This window comes from Pseudoponticoccus marisrubri (assembly GCF_001482405.1).
In the GTDB taxonomy this organism is placed as follows: domain Bacteria; phylum Pseudomonadota; class Alphaproteobacteria; order Rhodobacterales; family Rhodobacteraceae; genus Pseudoponticoccus; species Pseudoponticoccus marisrubri.
In genome coordinates, this window is record NZ_LPXO01000008.1 from 48,017 (window position 1) to 70,227 (window position 22,211).

The following is a 22,211-nucleotide window of genomic DNA, read 5'->3' on the forward strand; positions in this document are numbered from 1 at the left end:
CGCGACCCGACACGGGATCGCGGCGCGTCTGATACCGGGCCGCGCCCCGGTATGCCCTTACCCTCCCCCGAAAACCTACCGATTGCCCGTGCCGCAACGCCGTCGCCCGTCCGGCAGGTGCTGCGAAATTTCTTCCCGTGTCCTGCGGTTTTCGTGGAACCCTTGTTCTCCTGAAACATTCCATTACCTGAATGCAAGGAAGCAAGGGGAGCAGAGATGTTCACACGCACAAGCCCGTCCAGCGGCGCCACCTCGCCCGAAGTGACCGGGTTCTACGACAAGGACACCGGATCGATCATGTATGTGGCCGTCGACCCGGCCACGAAGAAGGCCGCGCTGATCGACGTGGTGCTCGATTTCGATCCGCAGGCCGCCCGCACCCGCACGGACAGCGCGCAGGAGGTGCTGGATTTCGTCCGCGCCGAGGGTCTGGAGGTGGAATGGGTGCTGGACACCCATCCCCATGCCGACCACCTGATGGCCTCGGCCTGGCTGAAGGAGCAGACCGGCGCGCCCAACGCAATCGGCGAGAAGGTGCGCGAGATCGCGGGGCTCTGGCGCGACATCTACAACCTGCCCGACGCCTTCGACCCAGCGGCGGATTTCGACCGGCTCTTTGCCGATGGCGACACATTCAAGCTAGGCGAGCTGGAGGTGCGCGTGATGCTGTCACCCGGGCACACGCTGGGCTCGATCACCTATGTCATGGGCGATGCCGCCTTCGTGCACGACACCTTCATGCACGTGGATTCCGGGACGACCCGCGCCGATTTCCCCGGCGGCTCTTCGGCCGAGCTCTATGCCTCGTTGATGGCGATCCTGGACCTGCCCGGGGACACGCGGCTCTTTGTCGGGCATGACTACCCGCCGGTGGGCGAGCGTACCGAGCCTGCATGGGAGGCGACGGTGGCCGAGCACAAGGCCCACAACAAGCATCTCGGCGGTGGTGTTTCGGAGGCGGCGTACCGCAAGATCCGCGACGAGCGCGACGCCACGCTGGGCCTGCCCGACCGGATGCTGCACGCGCTGCAGGTCAATCTGCGCGGCGGACGGCTTGCGCCGGCCGAAAGTGACGGCCACCATTACTTCAAGATTCCCGCCAACAAGTTCTGAGGAGACGGCGATGAAGACCGAGGAAGTGGGCCAGGCGATCTTCGAGACATGGACGGTCGACGAGGTCGAAGAGGCGTTCAAGGCCGGAAAGATCGTGCTGATCGACGTGCGCACGCCGCAGGAGTACATGTTCGAGCATATCGAGGGCGCGCTGCTGATGCCGCTGGCCTTCTTCAAGGCCGACGCGCTGCCGGGCCAGAGCGACAAGCAGATCGTCTTCCATTGCGGCTCGGGCGCGCGCTCCGAGAAGGTCTCGCGCGCCGCGATCGAGGCCGGCATGGCGCATGTGGCGCATATGGAAGGCGGGTTCGGCGCGTGGAAGGGCGCCAAGAAGCCCTATATCGGCACCAACATGGCCAACGGCGCGCCGCACCGCGTCAACTGAGCGTTTCCCATGGCGCCCGGCCTTGCCCGGGCGCGCAAGGACGGAGGTCGACCATGATCGAGATTTCCCCGATGCCCGCGCCAAGCAGCTACGAGGTGCGCCTGTCCGGCCGGATCCGCGAGGATGACTACGAGGATGTGCTGATCCCGGCGCTGGACCGCGCCATCGAAGAGCACGAGCATATCCGCGTGCTGGTTATCCTGGCTGACGACGCCGAGTTCAGCGTCGGCGCGATGCTCGACGATGCCGAGTTCGGGCTGCGGCACTGGCGCGGCTTCGACCGGGCCGCGGTGGTGGGCCGGAACGGCTGGATGATGCGGCTGGTGCGCGGCTTTGCGCCGCTGATGCCCTGCCCCGTACAGACCTTCGGCCCCGATCAGGCCGACGAGGCGCGGCGCTGGCTGGGCCAGTCGCTGGGCACGATCCACCAGACCGACCTTGGCGGCGGCGTGCTGCACGTGCAGCTGCGCGGCAAGCTGGACCCTGCACGCATGGAAGAGGAAGAGCGCGACCTCGACGCCTTCATCCGCCGCAACGACCGCTTTCGCCTGCTGCTGGACCTGCGCGAGTTCGACGGCTGGCAGGGGCTGGCGGCCATCGGCCAGCACCTGCGCATGGTGCGCGCCCATTACGACCGGCTCGACCGGGCCGCCATCGTGGGCGATGCTGGCTGGCAGCGCATGGGCCAGCGGTTGCTGGACACGTTCAGCGCCGCCGAGACCCGCTATTTCGAGGCAGACCGGTTCGACGCCGCCAAGAGCTGGATCGCCGCCTGATACCTGCCCGTTTCGGACGAAACGGGCAGGATTTTCGTCATGTCACGCAGTCAGCAGGCCCTGGGCCGCCAGCTCGGCCTGCGCCTCGTCGAGGCTTTGCCATGCGCGCTCGATCAGCGTGTCGATCTCGCCCTGCGAGATCACCAGCGGCGGCGAGACGATCATGCGGTCGCCCACGTGGCGCATCACCAGGTTGTTGGCAAAGCAGCGCTCGCGCGTGATCAGCCCGGCAGTGCCGGCCTCGGCGGCGAAGGGCGCGCGGCGCGCCTTGTCCGGGGTCAGCGCGATGGAGCCCATCATGCCCACGATCCGGGCCTCGCCCACCAGCGGATGCGCGGTCAGGCTTTCGAAGCGCTCCTTGAGATAGGGGGCGGTGCGGGTGCGCACGGTCTCGACGATCTGTTCCTCCTCGAGGATGCGCAGGTTCTCCAGCGCCACGGCCGAGGCGACGGGATGGCCGGAATAGGTATAGCCGTGGTTGAACTCGGTGCCGTTGATCACCGCGGCGATCTCGTCCGAGACGATCGAGCCGCCAATCGGCTGGTAGCCCGAGGACAGCCCCTTGGCGATGGTCATGATGTCGGGACGGATGTCCATGGTCTGGCTGCCGAACCAGTTGCCCGTCCGCCCGAAGCCGCAGATCACCTCGTCCGCGATCAGCAGGATGCCGTATTCGTCCACGATGCGGCGGATCTCGGGCCAATAGGTTTCGGGCGGCACGATCACACCGCCGGCGCCCTGCACCGGCTCGGCGATGAAGGCGGCCGCCTTCTCGGGGCCGATCTCGCGGATCTTCTCCTCCAGCTGGCGGGCCCGGGCGCGGCCGAATTCCTCGGGCGTCATCTCGCCGCCCTCGCCCCACCAGTCGGGCTGATCGATATGGGCGATGCCGGGGATCGGCAGGCCGCCCTGCGCATGCATGCCCTTCATGCCACCCAGGCTGCCCGAGCCCACGGAGGAGCCGTGATAGCCGTTCCAGCGCGAGATGATGACCTGCCGCTCGGGCTGGCCCTTCTCGGCCCAATAGGTGCGCACGAGCCGCAGGTTGGTGTCATTGGCCTCGGAGCCGGAGGAGGCGAAAAAGACATGGTTCAGATCGCCCGGCGCCAGCTCGGCCAGCTTGGCAGCCAGGTTCAGCGCCGGCACATGGGTGGTCTGGAAGAAGGTGTTGTAGAAGGGCAGTTCCATCATCTGGCGCGCCGCCACGTCGGCCAGTTCGCGCCGGCCATAGCCCAGGTTGACGCACCACAGCCCGGCCATGGCGTCGAGGATGCGGTTGCCCTCGCTGTCGGTCAGCCAGACGCCCTCGGCCCGGGTGATGACGCGCGCGCCCTTGTCGCGCAGCCCCTGGCCATGGGTGAACGGGTGCATGTGATGCGCGGCGTCCAGCGCCTGCAGCTCGGCGGTGGGCGAATTCGGGGTAAGCAGGGTCAAAGCGGCGCCTCCTGAAGGGTTGGCCGCGAGAATATGATCAAATTCCGCCATGTCAATCGAATCGCCCCGCTGCGTGCCTTGCGCCCGCGGGACGGTGGGCGGGGCGAGCTGCGCAGCAGGAGCGCCGTCCCGTCCCGCTCAGAGCGCCGCGGCGATCATCTCCATCCCCTGCGCCACGTCGCGCGCCATGGCCGCCGCGGCGGCCTCGGGATCATGCGCCTCGAGCGCGTCCAGCAGCGCCTTGTGCTGGTCGGGCAGGTTGCGCGTGCCGACCTGTCCGCAGACGATGCGCAGCGAGGGGCCGAAGCGCAGCCAGAGCCCCTGTGTGATCGCGCTCAGGATCGGCGCGCGGGCCATCGCGTTCAGCGCCATGTGAAAGGCGTGGTTCTCGCGCAGGTAGCCTGGCACGTCGCCCCGCGCGATGGCCCGGTCCAGCCGGGCGTCGATGGCGCGCAGCTCGGCGATGCGGTCAGGCGTGGCGCCCAGCGCGGCGCGCGCCGCCAGCCGCGGCTCCAGCGCCTGTCGCGCCTCGGTCAGCTCGGCCACGGCGGGCGCATCCAGCACCGGCACCACGATGCGCCGGTTGCCCTGCGCCAGCAGCGCGCCCTCGGCGGTCAGCCGGCGCAGCCCCTCGCGCACCGGTGTCATGCCCGCGCCCAGCCGCTCGGTCAGGCCCTGGATGGTCACCGTCTCGCCGGGTGCCAGCGCGCCGAACAGCACGAGGTCGCGCAATTGCCGATAGACATGCTCATGCGCCGGAAGCCCCGCGCCGCCCGGCTCTGCCGCATTGTTCATCGCCGCCTCCCGCGTGCCCCCTCCGGCCACGCCGCGCGCCCTTGCACCGCTCGCGTGGCCGTGGAAACATCGCGCAAGTTGCCGGGCTTGGCAACTTATGATCAAATCCGGGCACGGGGCGGAAGACCCCGCGACCAACGGGAGCACATGATGACCAAACGACTTGCGAGTTTCACCGCAACCTTGGCGCTGGCCGGCGGACTGGCCCAGGCGCAGGAGGTCCGCGTCTACAACTGGTCCGACTATATCGACGAGAGCCTGCTGGAGCAGTTCGAGCAGGAGACCGGGCTGGAGCTGGTCTACGACGTGTTCGACAGCAACGAGCTGCTCGAGACCAAGATGCTGGCCGGCGGCTCGGGCTATGACGTGGTGGTGCCCACCGGCACCTTCCTGCAGCGCCAGATCAGCGCCGGCGCCTTCCAGGAGCTGGACAAGGACAAGCTGCCCAATCTCGACAACATGTGGGACGTGATCTCGGACCGGACCGAGAAATACGACCCCGGCAACGCCTACGCGATCAACTACATGTGGGGCACCACCGGGCTGGGCGTGAACCTGCCCAAGGTGCGCGAACTGCTGGGCGAGGACGCCCCGGTGGACAGCTGGGACCTGATCTTCGATCCCGCCAACATGGAAAAGCTGGCCGAGTGCGGCGTGCACGTGCTGGACGCCCCGGCCGAGATGATCCCCGCGGCGCTGAACTATATCGGCGAGGATCCCGACAGCAAGGATCCCGACGTGATCGCCAAGGTCGAAGAGGTCTTCGCCCCGGTCCGCCCCTACATCCAGAAGTTCCACAGCTCGGAATACATCAACGCGCTGGCGAATGGCGACATCTGCGTGGCCGTGGGCTGGTCGGGCGACGTGCTGCAGGCGCGTGACCGTGCCGCCGAGGCCGATAACGGCGTCGAGATCGGCTATTTCGCCCCCAAGGAGGGCGCTCAGATGTGGTTCGACATGATGGCCATCCCGGTCGACGCGCCGAACCCCGAGGGCGCGCATGCCTTCCTGAATTTCATCATGGATGCCGAGAACATGGCCAAGGCGTCGAACTACGTCTACTACGCCAACGGCAACCTCGCCTCGCAGGAGTTCCTGAACGAGGACGTGATCGGCGACCCGGCGATCTACCCCGATGCCGATGCGCTGGACAACACCTACACGACCACGCCCTACGATCCGCGCGTGCAGCGGGTGGTCACCCGGCTCTGGACCAAGATCAAGTCCGGCACCTGAGCCCTTTCGCCCCGGCCCGGCCCCGCGCCGGCCGGGGGTTTCACGGGGCGGCCGCCCCCGGCCCCCCGACAGCACGGCAGGACCATGGTCAACGAAAAGAGCTTTGCCCCCTGGGACGATCCCGATGCCCGCCCGCTGATCCGCTTCGAGCGCGTGACCAAGCGGTTCGGCGACTTCACCGCCATCGACGACCTGACGCTGGACATCTACGAGCGTGAATTCTTCGCGCTGCTGGGCCCGTCGGGCTGCGGCAAGACGACGATGATGCGCATGCTCGCCGGGTTCGAGGAGCCGAGCGAGGGGCAGATCCTGCTCTCGGGGCGCGACATCGCCCATGTGCCGCCGAACAAGCGCGCGGTGAACATGATGTTCCAGAGCTACGCGCTGTTCCCGCACCTGTCGGTTTGGGACAACATCGCCTTCGGGCTGCGCCGCGAGGGCAAGCCGAAGGAGCAGATCGAGGCCCGGGTGCAGGAGATGCTGCGCCTGACCCGGCTGGAGAAATTCGCCCGCCGCAAGCCGCACCAGATCTCGGGCGGGCAGCGGCAGCGCGTGGCGCTGGCCCGCAGCCTGGCCAAGGCGCCCAAGCTTCTGCTGCTGGACGAGCCGCTGGGCGCGCTCGACCGCAAGCTGCGCGAAGAGACGCAGTTCGAGCTGATGGACATCCAGGAGAAGACCGGCACCACCTTCGTGATCGTCACCCATGACCAGGAAGAGGCGATGACCGTCGCCAGCCGCGTCGCGGTGATGGACGAGGGGCGCATCGTGCAGGTCGCCACGCCGGACGTGATCTACGAGGCGCCCACCTCGGTCTACGTGGCCGATTTCATCGGCGACGTGAACCTGATCCGCGGCACGGCCCGTGCGCGCGACGCAGGACCCGCGCCCGAGCCCGACGCTGCCGCGCCCGAGGCGGTCGACCCGGTGCCCGGCGCCGCAGCCCCCCTGCCGCAGCCCGAGGGGCGCCGCCCGCAGCCCAACGCCATGGGCAAGTGGCTGCATGACCGCGTGCTCTACCGCATCCTCGGCCGCCGCCCCGACGAGCCCAGACAGCTGCCCCCGCCCGAGCCCGCCCGCGCCCCCGCGCAGCCCGCCCCTGCTCCGGCAGCGACCCCCGAGATCCCGCCCGGCGGGATCGAGATCCGCTGGTCCGAGGACACGCCGCCCCTGATCGCCGCCAATGGCGACCCGGCGCTGGACGGCAAGCCGGTCGTGCTGGCGCTGCGCCCCGAGAAGCTGGGCATCGCGCGCGAGCGGCCCGCCGCGGCCAACCTGCTGCAGGGCAAGGTCATCGATATCGGCTATCTCGGCAACATCTCGACCTACCATGTCGAGCTGCCCGACGGCACCATGGTCAAGGCGCAGATCACCAACACGCGCCGCGTGTCCCGCCGCGACATCACCTGGGAGGACGAGGTCTGGCTCAGCTTCTCGCCCACCGCCGGCGTGGTGCTGGAAGAATGATCGCCCCTGCGGAGCACATGGCATGAGACGCGCGGTCCTGATCGTCATCCCCTACCTGTGGCTGCTGGCGCTGTTCCTCATCCCCTTCGTGATCGTGCTCAAGATCTCGTTGTCGGACGTGGCGCTGGCGCGCCCGCCCTACATGCCGCAGCTGGACCTGTCCGAGGGCTGGGCCGGGATCCGCGACTTCTTTGCCGCGCTGGATTTCGAGAATTTCGTCTTCCTGACCACCGATGACCTCTATTTCAAGGCCTATCTCAGTTCGCTCCGGATCGCGGTGACGGCCACGCTGATCACGTTGGTGGTGGGCTATCCCATCGCCTACGGCATGGCGCGCGCGGCGCCGGAATGGCGCCCGACCCTGCTGATGCTGGTGATCCTGCCCTTCTGGACCTCGTTCCTGATCCGGGTCTATTCGTGGATGGGCATCCTGTCGAACGAAGGCGTGCTGAACCAGTTCCTGATCGGGCTGGGCGTCATCGGCGAGCCGCTGCAGATCCTCAACACCAACACCGCCGTCTATATCGGAATCGTCTACACCTACCTGCCCTTCATGATCCTGCCGATCTACGCAGCGCTCGAGAAGATGGATGAAAGCCTGCTGGAGGCGGCCGAGGACCTGGGCGCCTCGCGGCTCTCGGCCTTCTGGCTGGTCACCGTGCCCCTGTCGCGCAGCGGCATCGTGGCGGGCTGCTTCCTGGTGCTGATCCCGTCCATCGGCGAATTCGTGATCCCCTCGCTTCTGGGCGGGTCGGACACGCTGATGATCGGCAAGGTCCTGTGGGAGGAGTTCTTCTCGAACCGCGACTGGCCGGTGGCCAGCGCCGTGGCGGTGATCCTGCTGCTGATCCTGATCATCCCCATCGTGCTGTTCCAGCGCAGCGAGGACAAGGCGCGGGAGGCCGGCAAATGACGCGGTTCTCATGGTTCAACGTCACCTCGCTGACGCTCGGCTTTGCCTTCCTCTACCTGCCGATGGTGATCCTCGTCATCTACAGCTTCAACGCCAGCCAGCTGGTCACGGTCTGGGCCGGCTTCTCGACGCGCTGGTATGGCGAGCTGTTCCGCAACGAGGAATTCCTCGACGCGGCCTGGGTGACGGTGCAGGTGGCCTTCTATTCCTCGACCATCGCCACGGTGCTGGGCACCATGGCAGCGCATGTCATGGTGCGCGGCGGGCGCTTTCGCGGGCGCACGCTGTTTTCCGGCATGATCTACGCGCCGCTTGTGATGCCCGAGGTGATCACCGGCCTGTCGCTGCTGCTGCTGTTCATCGGCATCGGCATGGATCGCGGCGTGGTCACCGTGGTGCTGGCGCATACGACCTTTTCCATGTGCTATGTCTCGGTCGTGGTGTCCTCGCGGCTGGTGGCCTTCGACCGCTCGCTGGAAGAGGCGGCGCTGGACCTTGGCGCCTCGCCCTTCGACGCGTTCCGCCTGGTCACCCTGCCGATCATCGCCCCGGCGGTGATCTCGGGCTGGCTGCTGGCCTTCACCCTGTCGCTGGACGACCTCGTGATTGCCAGCTTCACCACCGGGCCGGGCGCCACCACGTTGCCGATCAAGATCTTCTCGGCCGTGCGGCTGGGCGTCAGCCCCGAGATCAACGCGCTGTCGACCCTGCTGATCGGCATCGTGACGGTGGGGGTGGTGACGACCTCGCTGGTCACCAAGCGCGCCGCCGTGCAGCGCGCGCGCGAGGAACAGGCCGCCCAGCGCGCCACATGAGACGCCTCTACGAGCCGGCCGCCTATGCCCCGCAGGCGGCCTGTTTCTGGGCCGATACGGTCGCGCCCGAAGACTGGCCCGCGCTGGAGCGGGACGGGGTCGCGGATGTCGTCATCATCGGCGGAGGTTTCACCGGGCTGAACGCGGCGCTGGCGCTGGCCCGGGCGGGGCGCGACGTGGCGGTGCTGGAGGCCGGGACGCCGGGTTTCGGCGCGTCGGGACGAAATGGCGGGTTCTGCTGCCTTGGCGGGGCCAAGGCGCCCGACGCGCTGCTGCGCCGGCAGTTCGGGGACGAAGCCCCGCAGCACTGGGCCGAGGCCGAGCGCGCGGCGGTGGCGTTCGTGGACAGGCTGAGCGCGGGGTGGGAGATCGACCGGCATTCGCAGGGCGAGACCCTGCTGGCCCATACCGCGCGCCACTGGCAGGCGCTGCAACGCGAGGCGGCCGGGCTGGAGACGCGCTACGGCGTGGCGCCCGAGCTGATGGCGCCGGACGCGCTGCGGCAGGCCGGGTTGGGCGGGCCGTGGCATGGCGGGATGACCCTGCCGCTGGGCTTTGCGCTGAACCCGCGGAAATACCATGCCGGGCTGGCCGGGGCGGCGCGGGAGGCGGGCGCAAGGCTCTTTGCCCACACACAAGCACGCGGCCTGCGGCGCGACGGCGATGGCTGGCAGGTGGACACCGGCCACGCCCGCCTGCGCGCGCGTCAGGTGCTGATCGCCACCAATGGCTATTCCTCCGAGGACCTGCCCGGCTGGCTGGCGGCGCGCACCCTGCCGGCGCTGTCCAGCGTCATCGTCACCCGGCCCCTGACGGCGGAAGAACAGGCCGCGGCGGGCTGGTGGTCGGCACAGATGGCCTATGACACGCGCCTCCTGCTGCATTACTTCCGGCTGTTGCCGGACGGGCGCTTCCTGTTCGGGATGCGCGGGGGGCTGTCCGCCGCGCCGCGCGCGCAGGCCGCGATCTCGCGCCGGATTCGCAGTGATTTCGCGCGGCTCTTCCCGGCGTGGCAGGGTGTGGAGATCACGCATGAATGGTCCGGGCTCGTCTGCCTGCTGCGCGCGCTGGTGCCCTTTGCAGGGTCGGTCCCGGGGCATCCGGGCCTGTTCGCCGCGCTGGGCTATCACGGCAACGGCGTGGCCATGGGCAGCTATGCCGGCGCGCAGATCGCCACGCAGATGGCGGGCACCGACCGCCCGGGCCCCTTTCCCGACTGGCTGGCAACGCCACCGCGGCGCTTTCCGCTGGGCCGGTTCCGGCGGTCCCTGCTGCGCCCCGCCTACCTGCTGGGCGAGGCCTTCGACCTCTAGCCGTAGGGCGTCATCTTGCTGCGCGCGCGACCGCGTTGCAGGCCGAGCTGCCGTTCGCGCCAGACGATCAGGATGCCCGCCACCATCACGACGCCCGAGCCCACCAGCACCATCGGCGTCGGCGCCTCGTCGAAAAAGGCGATGCCGAACAGGATGGCGAAGAGAATCGAGGCATAGTCGAAGGGCGCCAGCATCGCGGCGCCCGCGAACTTGTAGGCCGAGGTCAGCAGGATCTGCGCCACGCCGCCGATCAGCCCGGCGCTGACCAGCATGGCCAGCCCCGTCCAGCCGGGCCATGTCCAGCCGAAGGGCGCCGTCAGCAGGGCAAAGCAGGTGGCGGTGAGCGAGAAGTAGAACACGATGGCCGAGGTCTCCTCGACCGCGACCATGCGGCGGATCTGGATCTGGGCCAGCGCACGGAACAGCGCCGAGGTCAGGATCAGCGCGACCCCCAGTGTCGCCCCGTCGGCCAGGTCGTCGATGGTCAGGCGCGGCCAGAGCACGATGGTCACCCCCACCAGCCCCAGCGCCACGGCGGACATGCGGAACAGGCGCAACCGCTCGCCCAGCAGCAGCGCGGCCAGCAGCACGGTCATCAGGGGCGCGGCATAGCCCAGCGCCGTCACCTCGGGCAGGGGCAGCAAGCCCAGCGCGGCAAAGCCGCAGCCCATGGCCGTGACCCCGATCACGCCCCGCCCGACATGCGCCCAGGGGTTCGAGATCTTCAGCCCGGTCGACAAGTCGCCGCGCATGGCCAGCCAGGCGACGATCACCGGCATGGCAAAGAAGGAGCGGAAGAAGACGGCCTCGCCCGTGGGGACCAGCGCGGTGCTGGCCTTGATCAGCGACGCCATGATGGTGAACAGGAAAACAGAGATCAATTTCAGCGCAATGCCGCGCAACGGGGACATGTGGTGTCCTTCACTGTGGGAATGCGCGCAGATTGGACCCGCCGGCGGGGAAGGTCAATCGGCCATGGGGCGGAATGTCGCGGCCCGTCAGGTCGTCTCGAGGCAGTGGCGACGGAAGGCGCGCTTGAGCATGTCGAGCTCGGCGCGCAGCAGGTCGACCTCGGCGCGCAGATCCTCGCCCTGCACCTCGCCCGCGATCAGGGTGAAACTGTCCAGCACCACGTCCGCCTGTGCGTCCGAGATCAGGAAGGTCTGCACCCCGTCGCCCACCGCCTCGGGCGGGACGGGCACCTCGAGCAGGTAGATCCCGGTCTTCTGCGTCTCGGTCACGGTGACGCCGCGCACCGGGCGGTCGCGCAGCGTGACGGCGATCTGCGGCGCGGGCGCATCCTGCTGGCGGGTGCTCAGCAGCCCCTCCCAGATACCTTCGCGGAACCGGGTCTTGGTCAGGGTATAGGCGCTCATCGTGACATCCCTCGTATCTGCGCCGCGCCTAGAGCTCGGCCCGCTTGCGGCGGCTGAAGGTCAGGTCGCGCAGCGTCACCTGGTTCATCTGCGGCCCCTCGAAGATCAGGTCGAGCCACATCTTCTCGACCCGCTTCTCGTTCATCTTGGTATAGGCCAGATCGAACTCGATCATGATCTCGGGCGCGTCCAGCGGCAGCTCGCGCACGATCTGCTCGGTATTGGGGCCATGCTTGATGTTGAGCCGGGCAAAGATCTCCAGCGGCTTTTCCATCTCGACGATGGTCTCGACCCGGATCAGGTGCTTGCGGCGCAGGTTGCGGCTGGCCGCCTCGGGCAGGTCGATGGCCAGCGACAGGTAGGAGCCGTCAAAGCGGAACACGTCCAGCCGCAGCCCATAGGCGGCCAGGTCGGCCTCGCGCATGTTGCGCAGCTGGCGCAGCGTCAGCTCGGACTGGGCGCAGTCGTGGAACAGCGTCACCTCGCCGCCCAGCATCGACTTGGACGGCACCGAGGACAGCCCGGCCACCGGCAGCGGACCGCACCACAGGTCGGGCCGCCACGCCCAGTCGGAATCGGGCGGGCGCGGAAAGGCCTGGTTGCCGATCATCGGCAGGGCCAGCCGTTCCTCGGCCACGTGGATCACCCGGTCGACATGGGCCTTGAGCTTGCGGGCGCGGGCGCGCTGGCGGCGCAGCTCGGGCAGCTCGGTCCGCGGGGCCATGGCGGCCCGGCGTGCCCAGCGGCGCAGGCTGGCGGCCTCGAGTGTCCGGTCGAGCCATCCGCGCGTCTCGCTTGCCATGCCTGCCTGGTCCCTCTTGTCCTGCCCGTCCGGCCGATTGTTTCGGTTCTGGGAACTATTATGGCAAATCCTGAGGATTGAATAAACGCCCGAATAGCCCGGGGCGGCGCGGTGCGGCCTCGGCCACCTCGCCCGGCGCGGCGGGTTCGGGGCTGAGCGCCCTGATCCGGTCGCGCACCCGCGCCAGAAGGGCGCCGCCGTCCCGGTCGGCCAGCGCGCTGTCCTCGGGCGCGTAGAGCCCCAGCACCACGATATGCGTGCCCTGGAAGAAGGCGGCGCGCCAGTGCCGGGCATCGCCCCCCTCCAGCAGCGTGTCGCCGCCGCTGCCCAGATGGGCGGTGACAAAGCCTTCGCGGCGCTCGCCGCCGATCAGCTGCGCACCGGCCTCCTCGGCCAGGGTTTGCGGGCTGGGCAGCGCGTCGCCGCCTTGGTTGGGCCCGACCGCGACCGAGACCAGCAGCGGGTCCACCGGGGTGCCGCGTTTGCCCCCCGACAGGATGTGGCACGAAGCGATCATGGCAAAGCCGCGCTGCGCCCGCGATTCCAGCGTCTTGCGGTCGATGCAGTAGCCCGGCGGCCCGGCGACGACCACGTCGCCACCGACCAACCGGACCTGTTCCGGCGGGGGGCCGCTGCCGATGCCGCGGCCGAGCGTCGCGCAACCCGCCAGCAGCGTCAGCCCGGCCAGTCCCGTCAGCGCGGCGACACGGCCCCGCATGACCTCAGAGATCCGCGTAGGAGTGCTTTTCCTTGGCGCCGCCCGGATGGGTCACCGCCCCCTTGTAGGTCTCGCCCACCAGCTGGGAGTATTTCCACAGCGCACCCGAGGCATAGATCGTCTCGCGCGGGCCGGCCCAGGCCGCCTTGCGCTCGGCCAGCGTCGCCTCGTCCAGCGCGACCGACAGCTCGCCCTTGACCGCATCGATGGTGATGACGTCGCCATCCTGCACCAGCGCGATGGGCCCGCAGGCCGCCGCCTCGGGGCCGACATGTCCCACGCAGAAGCCGCGCGTCGCGCCCGAGAAGCGGCCATCGGTGATCAGCGCCACCTTCTTGCCCATGCCCTGGCCGGACAGTGCTGCGGTGGTGGCCAGCATCTCGCGCATGCCGGGGCCGCCGGCGGGGCCCTCGTTGCGGATCACCAGCACCTCGCCCTCCTTGTAGGAGCGCGCCTTGACCGCCTCGAAGGCATCTTCCTCGCATTCGAAGACCCGCGCCGGGCCCGAGAAGACCTGCTCCTCGGCGCTCATGCCAGCGACCTTCACGATGGCGCCCTCGGGGGCGAGATTGCCCTTCAACCCGACCACGCCGCCGGTCTTGGTGATCGGCGTCTCGATCGGGTAGATCACCTTGCCATCGGCCTCGCGGTCGATCCGGTCGAGCTCCTCGCCGATGGACCGGCCGCTGGCGGTCATGCAATCCTCGTGGATCAGGCCCGCCTTGCGCAGCTCCTTCATCACCACGGGCAGGCCGCCCACCTCGTAGAGATCCTTGGCGACGTATTGCCCACCGGGCTTGAGATCGACGAAATAGGGCGTGTCCTTGAAGATCTCGCAGACATCGTCGAGGTAGAATTCCAGCCCCGCCTCATGCGCGATGGCCGGCAGGTGCAGCCCCGCATTGGTCGAGCCGCCGGTGCAGGCGACGACGCGCGCGGCATTCTCCAGCGATTTCAGCGTGACCACGTCACGCGCGCGGATGTTTTTCTCCAGCAGCTCCATCACCGCAAGCCCCGAGGCCGTGGCGTACTGGTCGCGGCTCTCGTAGGGCGCCGGCGCACCGGCCGAGTTCATCAGCGCCAGCCCGATCGCCTCCGAGACGCAGGCCATGGTGTTGGCGGTGAACTGCCCGCCGCAGGCGCCGGCCGAGGGGCAGGCGACCTTCTCCAGCGCGGTCAGCTCCTCGTCGGAATTCTGCCCGGCCTGGTGGCGGCCGACCGCCTCGAACACGTCCTGCACGGTCACGTCACGGCCCTTGTAGCGCCCCGGCATGATCGAGCCGCCATAGATGAAGACCGAGGGCACGTTCAGCCGCACCATGGCCATCATCATGCCCGGCAGCGACTTGTCGCAGCCCGCCAGCCCGACGATCGCGTCATAGCAATGCCCGCGCATGGTCAGCTCGACCGTGTCGGCGATCGCCTCGCGCGAGGCGAGGCTCGAGCGCATGCCCTCGTGGCCCATGGCGATGCCGTCGGTCACGGTGATCGTGGTGAACTCGCGCGGCGTCCCCGAGCCCTCCTTGACGCCCAGCTTGACCGCCTGCGCCTGCCGGTTCAGCGCGATATTGCACGGCGCCGCCTCGTTCCAGCAGGTGGCGACCCCGATCAGCGGCTGGTGGATCTCGTCCTCGGACATGCCCATCGCGTAATAGTAGGAGCGATGCGGCGCACGGGCCGGGCCCTCGGTGACATGGCGGCTGGGCAGTCTGGATTTGTCGAACGGACGCTTGAGCATCGCTTACCTCCCGGATGGTGTTGATTTCGGGATAGCGAAGCGCTGCCGGAGGGGCAAGATGCAAGCGCCCGCTTCCCTGCCCGGCGGGTCCACGCGCGGCCCCGTCGGAATGAGTATTTTCGGAAAGATGAAAGTGGGGCGCGCGCCTGGCTTTCACCTTTCCGGCAAATACTCGATCGCGACAGGCGCCGCCCCGCGCAAGACTTCGGCGCGAGGCGCCTTGCGGGACGGTGGGCGGGGCGATGTGCGCATGCACGAGCGTCCGGCCGAAGGCCGGCCCGCCCGCCGGATCAGCCCGAGCCGATCAGGGCGCCGGCGGCGAAGACAAGCGCGCCGCCCAAGACGACCTGGAAGGTGGCGCGCAGGAAGGGCGTGTCCATGAATCGGTTCTGGATCCAGACGATGGCCCAGAGTTCGATGAACACCACCACCAGCGCCACGGTGGTCGCGGTCCAGAAATGCGGGATCAGGTAGGGCAGCGCATGGCCCAGCCCGCCCAGCGTCGTCATCACGCCCGCGGCGATGCCGCGCTTGACCGGCGAGCCGCGCCCCGAGAGCTCGCCGTCATCGGACGCGGCCTCGGTGAAGCCCATCGAGATGCCCGCGCCCACCGAGGCGGCCAGCCCGACCAGGAAGGTCGTCCAGGTGTCCTGCGTGGCGAAGGCGGTGGCGAAGATCGGCGCCAGCGTCGAGACCGAGCCGTCCATCAGCCCGGCCAGGCCCGGCTGCACCCAGGTCAGCACAAACTTGCGGCGCGCGGTCTCGTCCTCGCCGGCGCGGGCATCCCCGCCCAGCGCCTCGGTTTCCAGCCGCTGCGCCGAATGCTGGTGCCCGGCCTCGGCGGCGGCGAGATCGCCCAGCAGCTTGCGCGTGGCGGCATCCTGCGCGCGCTGCGCAGCCTTGAGGTAGAAGCGCTCGGCCTCCTGTTCCATGGCGGTGGCCTCGGCGCGGATCCGGTCGAGCGACAGCGTCTCGATCAGCCAGACCGGGCGGCGGGCATAGTAGCCCGCCACGTGTTCGCGCCGGATCAGCGGGATCACCTCGCCGAAGCGGCTCCGGTGCAAGTCGATCAGCCGCTGGCGGTGGCTGTCTTCCTCTTGCGCCATGCCGTCGAAGATGCGGGCGGTGTCGGGATAGTCGTCGCGCAGGCGCTCGGCATAGCTGCGGTAGATGCGCGCGTCATCCTCCTCGGAGGAGATGGCGAGCGCCAGGATCTCCTGTTCGCTGAGGTCATCGAAGCGGCGGCGTTGGGGCAGGAAGCGCATCGGGGCAGGCTCCAGTTTGGAATGATTCTAAAATACGCATGGCCACGGCGGCCGCAAGGGCGCCTGTGTCGCACCCTGTCGCGAGGTCAGGCCGCTTGCCCCGATTGCGCGCCGCACCCCGGCACAATATGTACCGAACGGTTCAGTCCATTGCCGGCCCCTAGGGGCCGGCAGGCGCCAGGATGCCTTTTCTTGCCGGGGCCGGACGGGACCGTATATGATCCACCAGGGACGCGAAGGGGCCGCAATGACCGCAGAGACGCTCGTCCGCAAGGGGCGCAAATTCGACCAGGTGCTGGACGGCGCGCAGGCGGTGTTCCTGCGCGACGGGTTCGAGGGGGCCAGCGTCGACGATATCGCGCGCGAGGCCGGGGTCTCCAAGGCAACGCTTTACAGCTATTTCCCCGACAAGCGGCTGCTCTTCATGGAGGTGGCCTCGGCCCAGTGCCGCCGGCAGGCGGACGAGGCGACGGTGGCGATGGATTCCTCGCTGCCGCCGCGCGCGGTGCTGCGGCAGGTGGCCGAGCGGTTCCTGGCCTTCATCACCTCGGAGATGGGGCAGCGCATCTTCCGCATCTGCGTGGCCGAGGCGGACCGCTTTCCCGATCTCGGCCGGCAGTTCTACCAGAGCGGCCCGATGACCATGCGCCGGGCGCTGGTCGACTACCTGCACACCGCGCAGGCCCGCGGCGAGATCGCGGCCGAGGATCTTGACCTCGCCGCCGACCAGTTCGCCGAGATGTGCAAGGCCGATCTCTGGCCCAAGCTGGTCTTCGGCGTGCAGACCAGCTTTTCCGAAGCCGAGATCGCCCGGATTGTGGATGGCGCCATCGAGACCTTCATGGCACGGTACGGCGCATGATCCGGGCCCGCGGGGCCCAATGCGACGACCAAGAGGACTTCAGATGCAGACCCTATCGGAGAACCGCGCCTTCGGCGGCGTGCAGGGTGTCCATGCGCATCGCTCGGAAAGCTGCGATTGCGAAATGACCTTCGGCCTGTTCCTGCCCGAGGATGCGGCCCATGTCCGCGTGCCGGTGCTGTGGTACCTCTCGGGGCTGACCTGCACGCATGAAAATGCCATGACCAAGGCCGCGGCGCAGGGCTGGGCGGCCGAGGCCGGGATCGCGCTGGTCTTTCCCGACACCTCGCCGCGCGGCGCCGGCGTGGCCGATGACGACGCTTTCGACCTGGGACAGGGCGCCGGGTTCTACGTGAACGCCACGCAGGATCCGTGGGCCGCGCATTTCCGCATGTGGGAGTACGTGGCCGAGGAACTGCCGGCGCTGCTGGCCGCCGAGTTTCCGCTGGACATGGAGCGGCAGGCAATTTGCGGCCATTCCATGGGCGGGCATGGCGCGCTGACGCTGGCCATGGGGCTGCCGGGGCGCTACCGCTCGGTCTCGGCCTTCGCGCCCATCGCCCACCCGACGCAAAGCGACTGGGGCCGCAAGCAGCTGGGCGCCTATCTGGGCGCGGACGAGGCCACCTGGGCCGGCCATGACGCGACGCTGATGATGCGCGAGACCGGGTTCGACGGGCCGGTGCTGATCGATCAGGGGGGCGCGGACCAGTTCCTTGAGTTGCTGCAGCCCGAGGCGCTGGCCGGCGCCATGGCCGCCCGCCGGCAGGAGGGCGTGTTTCGCATGCAGAAGGGCTATGACCATTCCTATTTCTTCGTCTCGAGCTTCATGGAGGATCACGTGAGCTTCCATGCCGAGGCGCTGGTCGGGTGAGCCCGATGCGCAACCCGACAGGCACAAGCGGGGCGCGGCGGGCATGACGCTTTTCGTCGATGCCGATGCCTGCCCCGTCAAAGCCGAGGCCGAGCGCGTCGCCACGCGGCACCGCGTTCCGGTGAACATGGTCAGCAATGGCGGCATCCGCCCCTCGCCCAATCCGCTGGTCGAGAGCGTGATCGTCCCCGAAGGCCCCGACGAGGCGGACCGCTGGATCGCCGAGCGCGCCGGGCGCGGCGACGTGGTCATCACCAGCGACGTGCCGCTGGCCGCGAAATGCGTGGCCGCGGGGGCGCAGGTGCTGCGGCCCGACGGCTCGGCCCTGACCGAGGCCAATATCGGCCAGCAACTGGCCATGCGCGATCTTATGGCGGATCTGCGCGCGGCCGACCCGTTCCGGCAGGGCGGCGGCAAGAGTTTCGGCAAGGCCGAGCGCAGCCGCTTTCTCGACGCGCTGGACCGGGCCCTCAGACAGGCTGCGAAGGAGGCCGGGGCATGAGCGTGGACGCGGTGGTGTTCGATATCGGCAGGGTCCTGATCGAATGGTCGCCCGAGCGGTTCTACGACCGGGTCATCGGCCCCGAGCGGCGGCAGGCGCTGTTCGCCGAGGTCGACCTGATGGAGATGAACGACGCGATCGACCGCGGCGCCGATTTCCGCGAGACGGTCTATCGCTGCGCCGACCGCCACGCCCACTGGCGCGACGAGATCCGCATGTGGCATGACAACTGGCTCGAGATGGCCTCGCCCGAGATCCCGCACTCGGTCCGCCTGCTCCGCGCGCTGCGGGCGCGTGGCGTGCCGGTCTTCGCGCTGACCAATTTCGGCGTCGGCACCTTCGCCGTGGCTTCGGCCGCCTACCCGTTCTTCGCCGAGTTCGACCGGGCCTTCGTCTCGGGGCACCTGGAGGTCATGAAGCCCGAGCCGCGGATCTACGAGATCCTCGAGCAGGAGACCGGGCTGGCCCCCGACCGGTTGATCTTTACCGACGACAAGGAAGAGAATGTCGCCATGGCCCGGGCGCGCGGCTGGAAGACCCACCTGTTCACCGGGCCGCAGGGCTGGGCCGACACGCTGGTGGCGGCCGGCCTTCTGACCGAGAAGGAGGCGACATGACACAGATCATCCCCTTTGCCGAGGGCGAGGCGCGGCTGGACTGGCACGGGCTGGTGGCGGCGTTCGAGGCCGGCCACCGCATGGCGCGGGCCGAGATCGCGGACGTCTTCCTCTATCGCGGCAAGGACACGCTGCTGAACCGCTCGGCCTGGATCGACGGGCTTGGGCTGGCGGTCAAGGCGGCGACGGTCTTTCCGGGCAACCCCGGGAATGGCAAGCCGATGATCCATGGCGCGGTGAACCTCTTTGGCGATGCCGATGGCGCGCTCGAGGCGCTGGTCGATTTCCACCTTGTCACCAAGTGGAAGACCGCGGGCGACAGTCTGGCCGGGGCGCTGAAGCTGGCCCGGCCCGACAGCCGCCGCATCCTGATCGTGGGCGCCGGCACGGTGGGGCGGTCGCTGCATGCGGCCTATTCCGCGGGCTTCCCGGGGGCCGAGTTCAGCGTCTGGAACCGGACCGAGGCGTCGGGGCGCAAGATGGCCGAGGAGCTGGGCATCACCTTCGCCCCCGACCTGGCCGAGGCGGTGGCCGGGGCGGATATCGTCACCTGCGCCACCATGTCGACCGAGCCGGTGCTGCGCGGCGAGTGGCTGTCGCCCGGCACCCATGTGGACCTGATCGGCGCCTACCGCCCCGACATGCGCGAGGCCGACGATACCGCGCTGGCCCGCGCGCGGGTCTTCGTGGACAGCCGCGACACCACGCTGGACCATATCGGCGAGCTGAAGATCCCGCTGGCCTCGGGCGTGCTGTCGCGCGACGCCGTGCTGGCCGATTTTTACGAGCCCGACGCCATGCGCCGCGACAGCGATGACGAGATCACTTTGTTCAAGAATGGCGGCGGCGCGCATCTGGACCTGATGACCGCGCGCTACATCCTGTCGCGCTGGAGCGCCGAGTGATCATCCCCGGCCTTGGCGCGACGCTCGCCGGGGCCGGGCTGGCCGCCCTGCCCGGTTTGCGCGAATGGCGCCGTATCCCGGTGGACGCGCGGCTGAGGGCGCAGGCGCCGGGCCGCTTTGCCGAGCTGCCGGGTGGGCTGACCCATTACGACTGGCTGGGCCCCGAACGGGGGCCGGTGGCGGTCTGCGTGCACGGGCTGACCACGCCCTCCTTCGTCTGGCTGGCATTGGCGCGGCGGCTGGTCGCAATGGGTTACCGGCTGCTGATCTACGACCTCTATGGGCGCGGCTACTCGGGCCGGCCGCGCGGGCCGCAGGGGCCGCGCTTCTTCACCGACCAGCTGCGCGCGCTGCTGGCGCATGAGGGGCTGGACGCGGATATCACCCTGATCGGCTATTCCATGGGCGGCGCCATCGCCACCGCCTTTGCCGCCGAGGAGGCACACCGGCTGCGCCGGCTGGTCCTGCTGGCCCCTGCGGGCATGACACATGACCCCGGCCGCCTCACCGCCTGGGCGGTGGAATGGCCGCTGGCCGGCGACTGGCTGTTCCACATGGGCTTTCCCGCCGCGACACGCCGCGCCGTCGCGCGCGAGGCTGGCGCCGAGACTGACGGCATCGGCACGCGACAGCTGGCCGAGCTGAACCGGCGCGGCTTTGTCCGCTCGGTCCTGGCGGCGCTGCGCGGCACGCTGCGCCACCCGATGGAGGCGCAGCACCGTGCCGTGGCCCAGACCGGCCTGCCGGTGGCCGCGATCTGGGGGCGCGAGGATCGCGTGATCCCGCTGCGCGCCATGGGGATGCTGACCCAGTGGAACCGCCATGCGCGCCACAGGGTGATCGACGGCGCGGGCCACGGGCTGCCCTATACCCATGCCGCCGAGATCGCGGCCGCCCTGCGCGACTTGCAGGCCGGCTGAGGCGCAGGCTCGGGCTCAGGCCGCGACGGCGGGCGGTGCCGTGGGGCGCGTCTCGCGGATGGGCAGGTGGACCAGCACGCTCAGCAGGCCGACGGCCACGCCGATCCACCAGACCAGCGTATAGTTGCCGTAGATGTCGTAGAACCGCCCGCCCAGCCAGACACCCAGGAAGCTGCCCAGCTGGTGCGAGAAGAAGACGATGCCGTAGAGCGTGCCCATGTAGCGCAGCCCGTAGAGATGCGCGACCAGCCCCGAGGTCAGCGGCACGGTGGCCAGCCACAGCGTGCCCATCACCGCCGAGAAGACCAAGACCGAGCCCGGCGTGATCGGCAGCAGGATGAAGACCGCGGCCGTCACGGTGCGCGCGGCGTAGATCCCTGCCAGCACGTGCTTGCGCGGCAGCCGGTTGCCCAGCCAGCCGGCGCCCAGCGTGCCGGCGATGTTGAACACCCCGATCACCGCCAGCGCCGCGGCCCCCAGCGCCGAGGTGGTGGTGATCCCCATGCCGTGCAGCATCCCGCCGGCCATGATCGGCCCGCACATCTCGGTCACGAAGGCCGGGAAATGCGCCGTGACAAAGCCCAGCTGGTAGCCGCAGGAGAAAAAGCCGATGAAGATCAGCGAGAAGGACGGGTCGCGCGCGGCGCGGCCGACGATCCGGCCCATGCTCTCTTCCAGTTCGACCGTGGGCGCGGCCGGCGCGCGCATCAGCGGCAGCAGCAGCAGCACCGCCACGATCGCCGCCGCGAAGAGCAGGAAGACCTGGCTCCAGGCCATCATGCCCAGCAGCCACTCGGCAACCGGCGGGCCGAAGATCTGCCCGCCACTGCCCGCCGCCGCCACGATGGCGAGGCTCATCGAGCGATGCTCGTCCGAGGCCGCCCGCCCGACCACGGCAAGGATCACGCCAAAGCCGGTGCCCGCGATGCCGAAGCCGACCAGAACCTCGTAGAGCTGGTGCGCCTCGGGCGAGACGGCAAAGCTCGACAGCACGAGCCCCGCGGCATAGGTCAGCGCCCCCAGCACGATGGCGCGGCGGTCACCGATCTTTTCGGCCAGCGCGCCGAAGATCGGCTGGCCGATCCCCCAGGCCAGGTTCTGCACCGCGATGGCCATGCTGAACTCGGCGCGCAGCCAGCCGAACTGCTCGGCAATGGGGATCTGGAAGACGCCGAAGCTTGCCCGGATCGAGAAGGAGACGATCAGGACGGCACAGCCGACCAGCAGGACAGGGGTCAGAAGCGGGGTGCGGGCGGACATCGGGGCCTCTCGGAGTTTCAAGCCTCCCGTTTGGCCCGGCGCGCGCGGGGCGTCAATTTCGAAGTGCTGATGCGTCGGATCAGCAGGGCTTATGCGCGCCCCTGCTCCGCCCGGCCGGGCCTACACAA

At 69.2% G+C, this 22,211-nt stretch carries 23 protein-coding genes; 14 read left to right on the forward strand and 9 right to left on the reverse strand.

What is annotated here, in order from left to right; all coding sequences use genetic code 11:
* Positions 1 to 216: 216 nt before the first annotated feature.
* The 3 genes from AVJ23_RS13795 to AVJ23_RS13805 are packed head-to-tail and all read left to right on the forward strand — an operon-like array spanning position 217 to position 2,274.
* Entirely contained in the window at positions 217 to 1,113 is an 897-nt protein-coding gene (locus AVJ23_RS13795; RefSeq protein ID WP_058862792.1) for an MBL fold metallo-hydrolase, read from the forward strand.
* Positions 1,114 to 1,123: 10 nt separating this feature from the next.
* Complete coding sequence (locus AVJ23_RS13800; protein ID WP_058862793.1) at positions 1,124 to 1,498, forward strand: rhodanese-like domain-containing protein; 375 nt, start codon at positions 1,124 to 1,126, stop codon at positions 1,496 to 1,498.
* A gap of 53 nt (positions 1,499 to 1,551) precedes the next feature.
* Positions 1,552 to 2,274 (forward strand): SpoIIAA family protein, encoded by a 723-nt coding sequence (locus tag AVJ23_RS13805; RefSeq protein WP_058862794.1) that lies wholly within the window; start codon positions 1,552 to 1,554, stop codon positions 2,272 to 2,274.
* Positions 2,275 to 2,316: 42 nt separating this feature from the next.
* Here AVJ23_RS13805 and AVJ23_RS13810 read toward each other — a convergent pair whose 3' ends face one another.
* Complete coding sequence (locus tag AVJ23_RS13810) at positions 2,317 to 3,708, reverse strand: aspartate aminotransferase family protein (RefSeq protein WP_058862795.1); 1,392 nt, start codon at positions 3,706 to 3,708, stop codon at positions 2,317 to 2,319.
* Positions 3,709 to 3,846: 138 nt separating this feature from the next.
* The gene (locus tag AVJ23_RS13815; protein ID WP_058862796.1) at positions 3,847 to 4,503 is read right to left on the reverse strand and encodes a GntR family transcriptional regulator; all 657 of its coding nucleotides are present in this window, start codon (positions 4,501 to 4,503) and stop codon (positions 3,847 to 3,849) included.
* A gap of 150 nt (positions 4,504 to 4,653) precedes the next feature.
* Between AVJ23_RS13815 and AVJ23_RS13820 the strand changes: the two genes are divergently transcribed.
* From AVJ23_RS13820 to AVJ23_RS13840, 5 genes are all read left to right on the forward strand, one after another.
* Positions 4,654 to 5,739 carry a polyamine ABC transporter substrate-binding protein gene (locus tag AVJ23_RS13820; RefSeq protein WP_058862892.1) on the forward strand — a complete coding sequence of 362 codons (1,086 nt, stop codon included), beginning with the start codon at positions 4,654 to 4,656 and terminating at the stop codon, positions 5,737 to 5,739.
* Between the two features lie 84 nt (positions 5,740 to 5,823).
* Positions 5,824 to 7,203: an ABC transporter ATP-binding protein gene (locus AVJ23_RS13825; protein WP_058862797.1), complete on the forward strand. Its 1,380-nt coding sequence runs from the start codon at positions 5,824 to 5,826 to the stop codon at positions 7,201 to 7,203.
* Between the two features lie 22 nt (positions 7,204 to 7,225).
* A complete protein-coding gene (locus AVJ23_RS13830) occupies positions 7,226 to 8,116 on the forward strand; it encodes an ABC transporter permease subunit (RefSeq protein ID WP_058862798.1) in 891 nt (296 codons plus the stop codon).
* A complete protein-coding gene (locus AVJ23_RS13835) occupies positions 8,113 to 8,931 on the forward strand; it encodes an ABC transporter permease subunit (RefSeq protein WP_058862799.1) in 819 nt (272 codons plus the stop codon). Before AVJ23_RS13830 ends, AVJ23_RS13835 begins: the two co-directional genes overlap by 4 nt.
* A complete protein-coding gene (locus AVJ23_RS13840) occupies positions 8,928 to 10,244 on the forward strand; it encodes an NAD(P)/FAD-dependent oxidoreductase (RefSeq protein ID WP_058862800.1) in 1,317 nt (438 codons plus the stop codon). Before AVJ23_RS13835 ends, AVJ23_RS13840 begins: the two co-directional genes overlap by 4 nt.
* Here the strand turns inward: AVJ23_RS13840 and AVJ23_RS13845 are convergent.
* From AVJ23_RS13845 to mbfA, 6 genes are all read right to left on the reverse strand, one after another.
* Positions 10,241 to 11,155 (reverse strand): DMT family transporter, encoded by a 915-nt coding sequence (locus tag AVJ23_RS13845; protein ID WP_058862801.1) that lies wholly within the window; start codon positions 11,153 to 11,155, stop codon positions 10,241 to 10,243. The two genes, AVJ23_RS13840 and AVJ23_RS13845, sit on opposite strands and share 4 nt — an antisense overlap.
* A gap of 87 nt (positions 11,156 to 11,242) precedes the next feature.
* The gene (locus AVJ23_RS13850) at positions 11,243 to 11,620 is read right to left on the reverse strand and encodes a hypothetical protein (RefSeq protein ID WP_058862802.1); all 378 of its coding nucleotides are present in this window, start codon (positions 11,618 to 11,620) and stop codon (positions 11,243 to 11,245) included.
* A 28-nt stretch (positions 11,621 to 11,648) separates the two neighbouring features.
* A complete protein-coding gene (locus AVJ23_RS13855) occupies positions 11,649 to 12,422 on the reverse strand; it encodes a DUF6478 family protein (RefSeq protein WP_058862803.1) in 774 nt (257 codons plus the stop codon).
* Between the two features lie 58 nt (positions 12,423 to 12,480).
* Positions 12,481 to 13,140 (reverse strand): dihydroxy-acid dehydratase, encoded by a 660-nt coding sequence (locus AVJ23_RS13860; protein WP_099045517.1) that lies wholly within the window; start codon positions 13,138 to 13,140, stop codon positions 12,481 to 12,483.
* A gap of 4 nt (positions 13,141 to 13,144) precedes the next feature.
* Positions 13,145 to 14,878, reverse strand: a complete 1,734-nt coding sequence (gene ilvD, locus AVJ23_RS13865; protein WP_058862804.1) for a dihydroxy-acid dehydratase — start codon at positions 14,876 to 14,878, stop codon at positions 13,145 to 13,147.
* Positions 14,879 to 15,168: 290 nt separating this feature from the next.
* Positions 15,169 to 16,143 carry an iron exporter MbfA gene (mbfA, locus tag AVJ23_RS13870; RefSeq protein WP_058862805.1) on the reverse strand — a complete coding sequence of 325 codons (975 nt, stop codon included), beginning with the start codon at positions 16,141 to 16,143 and terminating at the stop codon, positions 15,169 to 15,171.
* Between the two features lie 247 nt (positions 16,144 to 16,390).
* Between mbfA and AVJ23_RS13875 the strand changes: the two genes are divergently transcribed.
* Genes AVJ23_RS13875 through AVJ23_RS13900 form a run of 6 tightly spaced genes read left to right on the forward strand, consistent with a single transcriptional unit; the run spans position 16,391 to position 20,823 of the window.
* Positions 16,391 to 17,005: a TetR/AcrR family transcriptional regulator gene (locus AVJ23_RS13875; RefSeq protein WP_058862806.1), complete on the forward strand. Its 615-nt coding sequence runs from the start codon at positions 16,391 to 16,393 to the stop codon at positions 17,003 to 17,005.
* A 43-nt stretch (positions 17,006 to 17,048) separates the two neighbouring features.
* Positions 17,049 to 17,879 (forward strand): S-formylglutathione hydrolase, encoded by an 831-nt coding sequence (gene fghA / locus AVJ23_RS13880; RefSeq protein ID WP_058862807.1) that lies wholly within the window; start codon positions 17,049 to 17,051, stop codon positions 17,877 to 17,879.
* Positions 17,880 to 17,922: 43 nt separating this feature from the next.
* Positions 17,923 to 18,381 carry a YaiI/YqxD family protein gene (locus AVJ23_RS13885; RefSeq protein WP_058862893.1) on the forward strand — a complete coding sequence of 153 codons (459 nt, stop codon included), beginning with the start codon at positions 17,923 to 17,925 and terminating at the stop codon, positions 18,379 to 18,381.
* Complete coding sequence (locus AVJ23_RS13890; RefSeq protein ID WP_058862808.1) at positions 18,378 to 18,998, forward strand: HAD family hydrolase; 621 nt, start codon at positions 18,378 to 18,380, stop codon at positions 18,996 to 18,998. The genes AVJ23_RS13885 and AVJ23_RS13890 overlap by 4 nt, the downstream gene beginning before the upstream one ends.
* The gene (locus tag AVJ23_RS13895; protein ID WP_058862809.1) at positions 18,995 to 19,903 is read left to right on the forward strand and encodes an ornithine cyclodeaminase family protein; all 909 of its coding nucleotides are present in this window, start codon (positions 18,995 to 18,997) and stop codon (positions 19,901 to 19,903) included. Before AVJ23_RS13890 ends, AVJ23_RS13895 begins: the two co-directional genes overlap by 4 nt.
* Entirely contained in the window at positions 19,900 to 20,823 is a 924-nt protein-coding gene (locus AVJ23_RS13900; RefSeq protein ID WP_084794582.1) for an alpha/beta fold hydrolase, read from the forward strand. The genes AVJ23_RS13895 and AVJ23_RS13900 overlap by 4 nt, the downstream gene beginning before the upstream one ends.
* A 15-nt stretch (positions 20,824 to 20,838) precedes the next feature.
* Here AVJ23_RS13900 and AVJ23_RS13905 read toward each other — a convergent pair whose 3' ends face one another.
* Complete coding sequence (locus tag AVJ23_RS13905; RefSeq protein ID WP_058862810.1) at positions 20,839 to 22,083, reverse strand: MFS transporter; 1,245 nt, start codon at positions 22,081 to 22,083, stop codon at positions 20,839 to 20,841.
* Positions 22,084 to 22,211 lie beyond the last annotated feature (128 nt).

Excerpts from the sequence above, each read along its gene's own strand:
- AVJ23_RS13905 (WP_058862810.1), bottom strand. The coding sequence starts at position 22,083 with ATGTCCGCCCGCACCCCGCTTCTGACCCCTGTCCTGCTGGTCGGCTGT.
- AVJ23_RS13835 (WP_058862799.1), top strand. The coding sequence starts at position 8,113 with ATGACGCGGTTCTCATGGTTCAACGTCACCTCGCTGACGCTCGGCTTT.
- ilvD (WP_058862804.1), bottom strand. The coding sequence starts at position 14,878 with ATGCTCAAGCGTCCGTTCGACAAATCCAGACTGCCCAGCCGCCATGTC.
- AVJ23_RS13820 (WP_058862892.1), top strand. The coding sequence starts at position 4,654 with ATGACCAAACGACTTGCGAGTTTCACCGCAACCTTGGCGCTGGCCGGC.
- AVJ23_RS13840 (WP_058862800.1), top strand. The coding sequence starts at position 8,928 with ATGAGACGCCTCTACGAGCCGGCCGCCTATGCCCCGCAGGCGGCCTGT.
- AVJ23_RS13850 (WP_058862802.1), bottom strand. The coding sequence starts at position 11,620 with ATGAGCGCCTATACCCTGACCAAGACCCGGTTCCGCGAAGGTATCTGG.
- AVJ23_RS13825 (WP_058862797.1), top strand. The coding sequence starts at position 5,824 with ATGGTCAACGAAAAGAGCTTTGCCCCCTGGGACGATCCCGATGCCCGC.
- AVJ23_RS13815 (WP_058862796.1), bottom strand. The coding sequence starts at position 4,503 with ATGAACAATGCGGCAGAGCCGGGCGGCGCGGGGCTTCCGGCGCATGAG.
- AVJ23_RS13845 (WP_058862801.1), bottom strand. The coding sequence starts at position 11,155 with ATGTCCCCGTTGCGCGGCATTGCGCTGAAATTGATCTCTGTTTTCCTG.
- AVJ23_RS13885 (WP_058862893.1), top strand. The coding sequence starts at position 17,923 with ATGACGCTTTTCGTCGATGCCGATGCCTGCCCCGTCAAAGCCGAGGCC.
- AVJ23_RS13830 (WP_058862798.1), top strand. The coding sequence starts at position 7,226 with ATGAGACGCGCGGTCCTGATCGTCATCCCCTACCTGTGGCTGCTGGCG.
- AVJ23_RS13855 (WP_058862803.1), bottom strand. The coding sequence starts at position 12,422 with ATGGCAAGCGAGACGCGCGGATGGCTCGACCGGACACTCGAGGCCGCC.
- AVJ23_RS13890 (WP_058862808.1), top strand. The coding sequence starts at position 18,378 with ATGAGCGTGGACGCGGTGGTGTTCGATATCGGCAGGGTCCTGATCGAA.
- AVJ23_RS13860 (WP_099045517.1), bottom strand. The coding sequence starts at position 13,140 with ATGCGGGGCCGTGTCGCCGCGCTGACGGGACTGGCCGGGCTGACGCTG.
- fghA (WP_058862807.1), top strand. The coding sequence starts at position 17,049 with ATGCAGACCCTATCGGAGAACCGCGCCTTCGGCGGCGTGCAGGGTGTC.
- mbfA (WP_058862805.1), bottom strand. The coding sequence starts at position 16,143 with ATGCGCTTCCTGCCCCAACGCCGCCGCTTCGATGACCTCAGCGAACAG.
- AVJ23_RS13805 (WP_058862794.1), top strand. The coding sequence starts at position 1,552 with ATGATCGAGATTTCCCCGATGCCCGCGCCAAGCAGCTACGAGGTGCGC.
- AVJ23_RS13795 (WP_058862792.1), top strand. The coding sequence starts at position 217 with ATGTTCACACGCACAAGCCCGTCCAGCGGCGCCACCTCGCCCGAAGTG.
- AVJ23_RS13800 (WP_058862793.1), top strand. The coding sequence starts at position 1,124 with ATGAAGACCGAGGAAGTGGGCCAGGCGATCTTCGAGACATGGACGGTC.
- AVJ23_RS13875 (WP_058862806.1), top strand. The coding sequence starts at position 16,391 with ATGACCGCAGAGACGCTCGTCCGCAAGGGGCGCAAATTCGACCAGGTG.
- AVJ23_RS13895 (WP_058862809.1), top strand. The coding sequence starts at position 18,995 with ATGACACAGATCATCCCCTTTGCCGAGGGCGAGGCGCGGCTGGACTGG.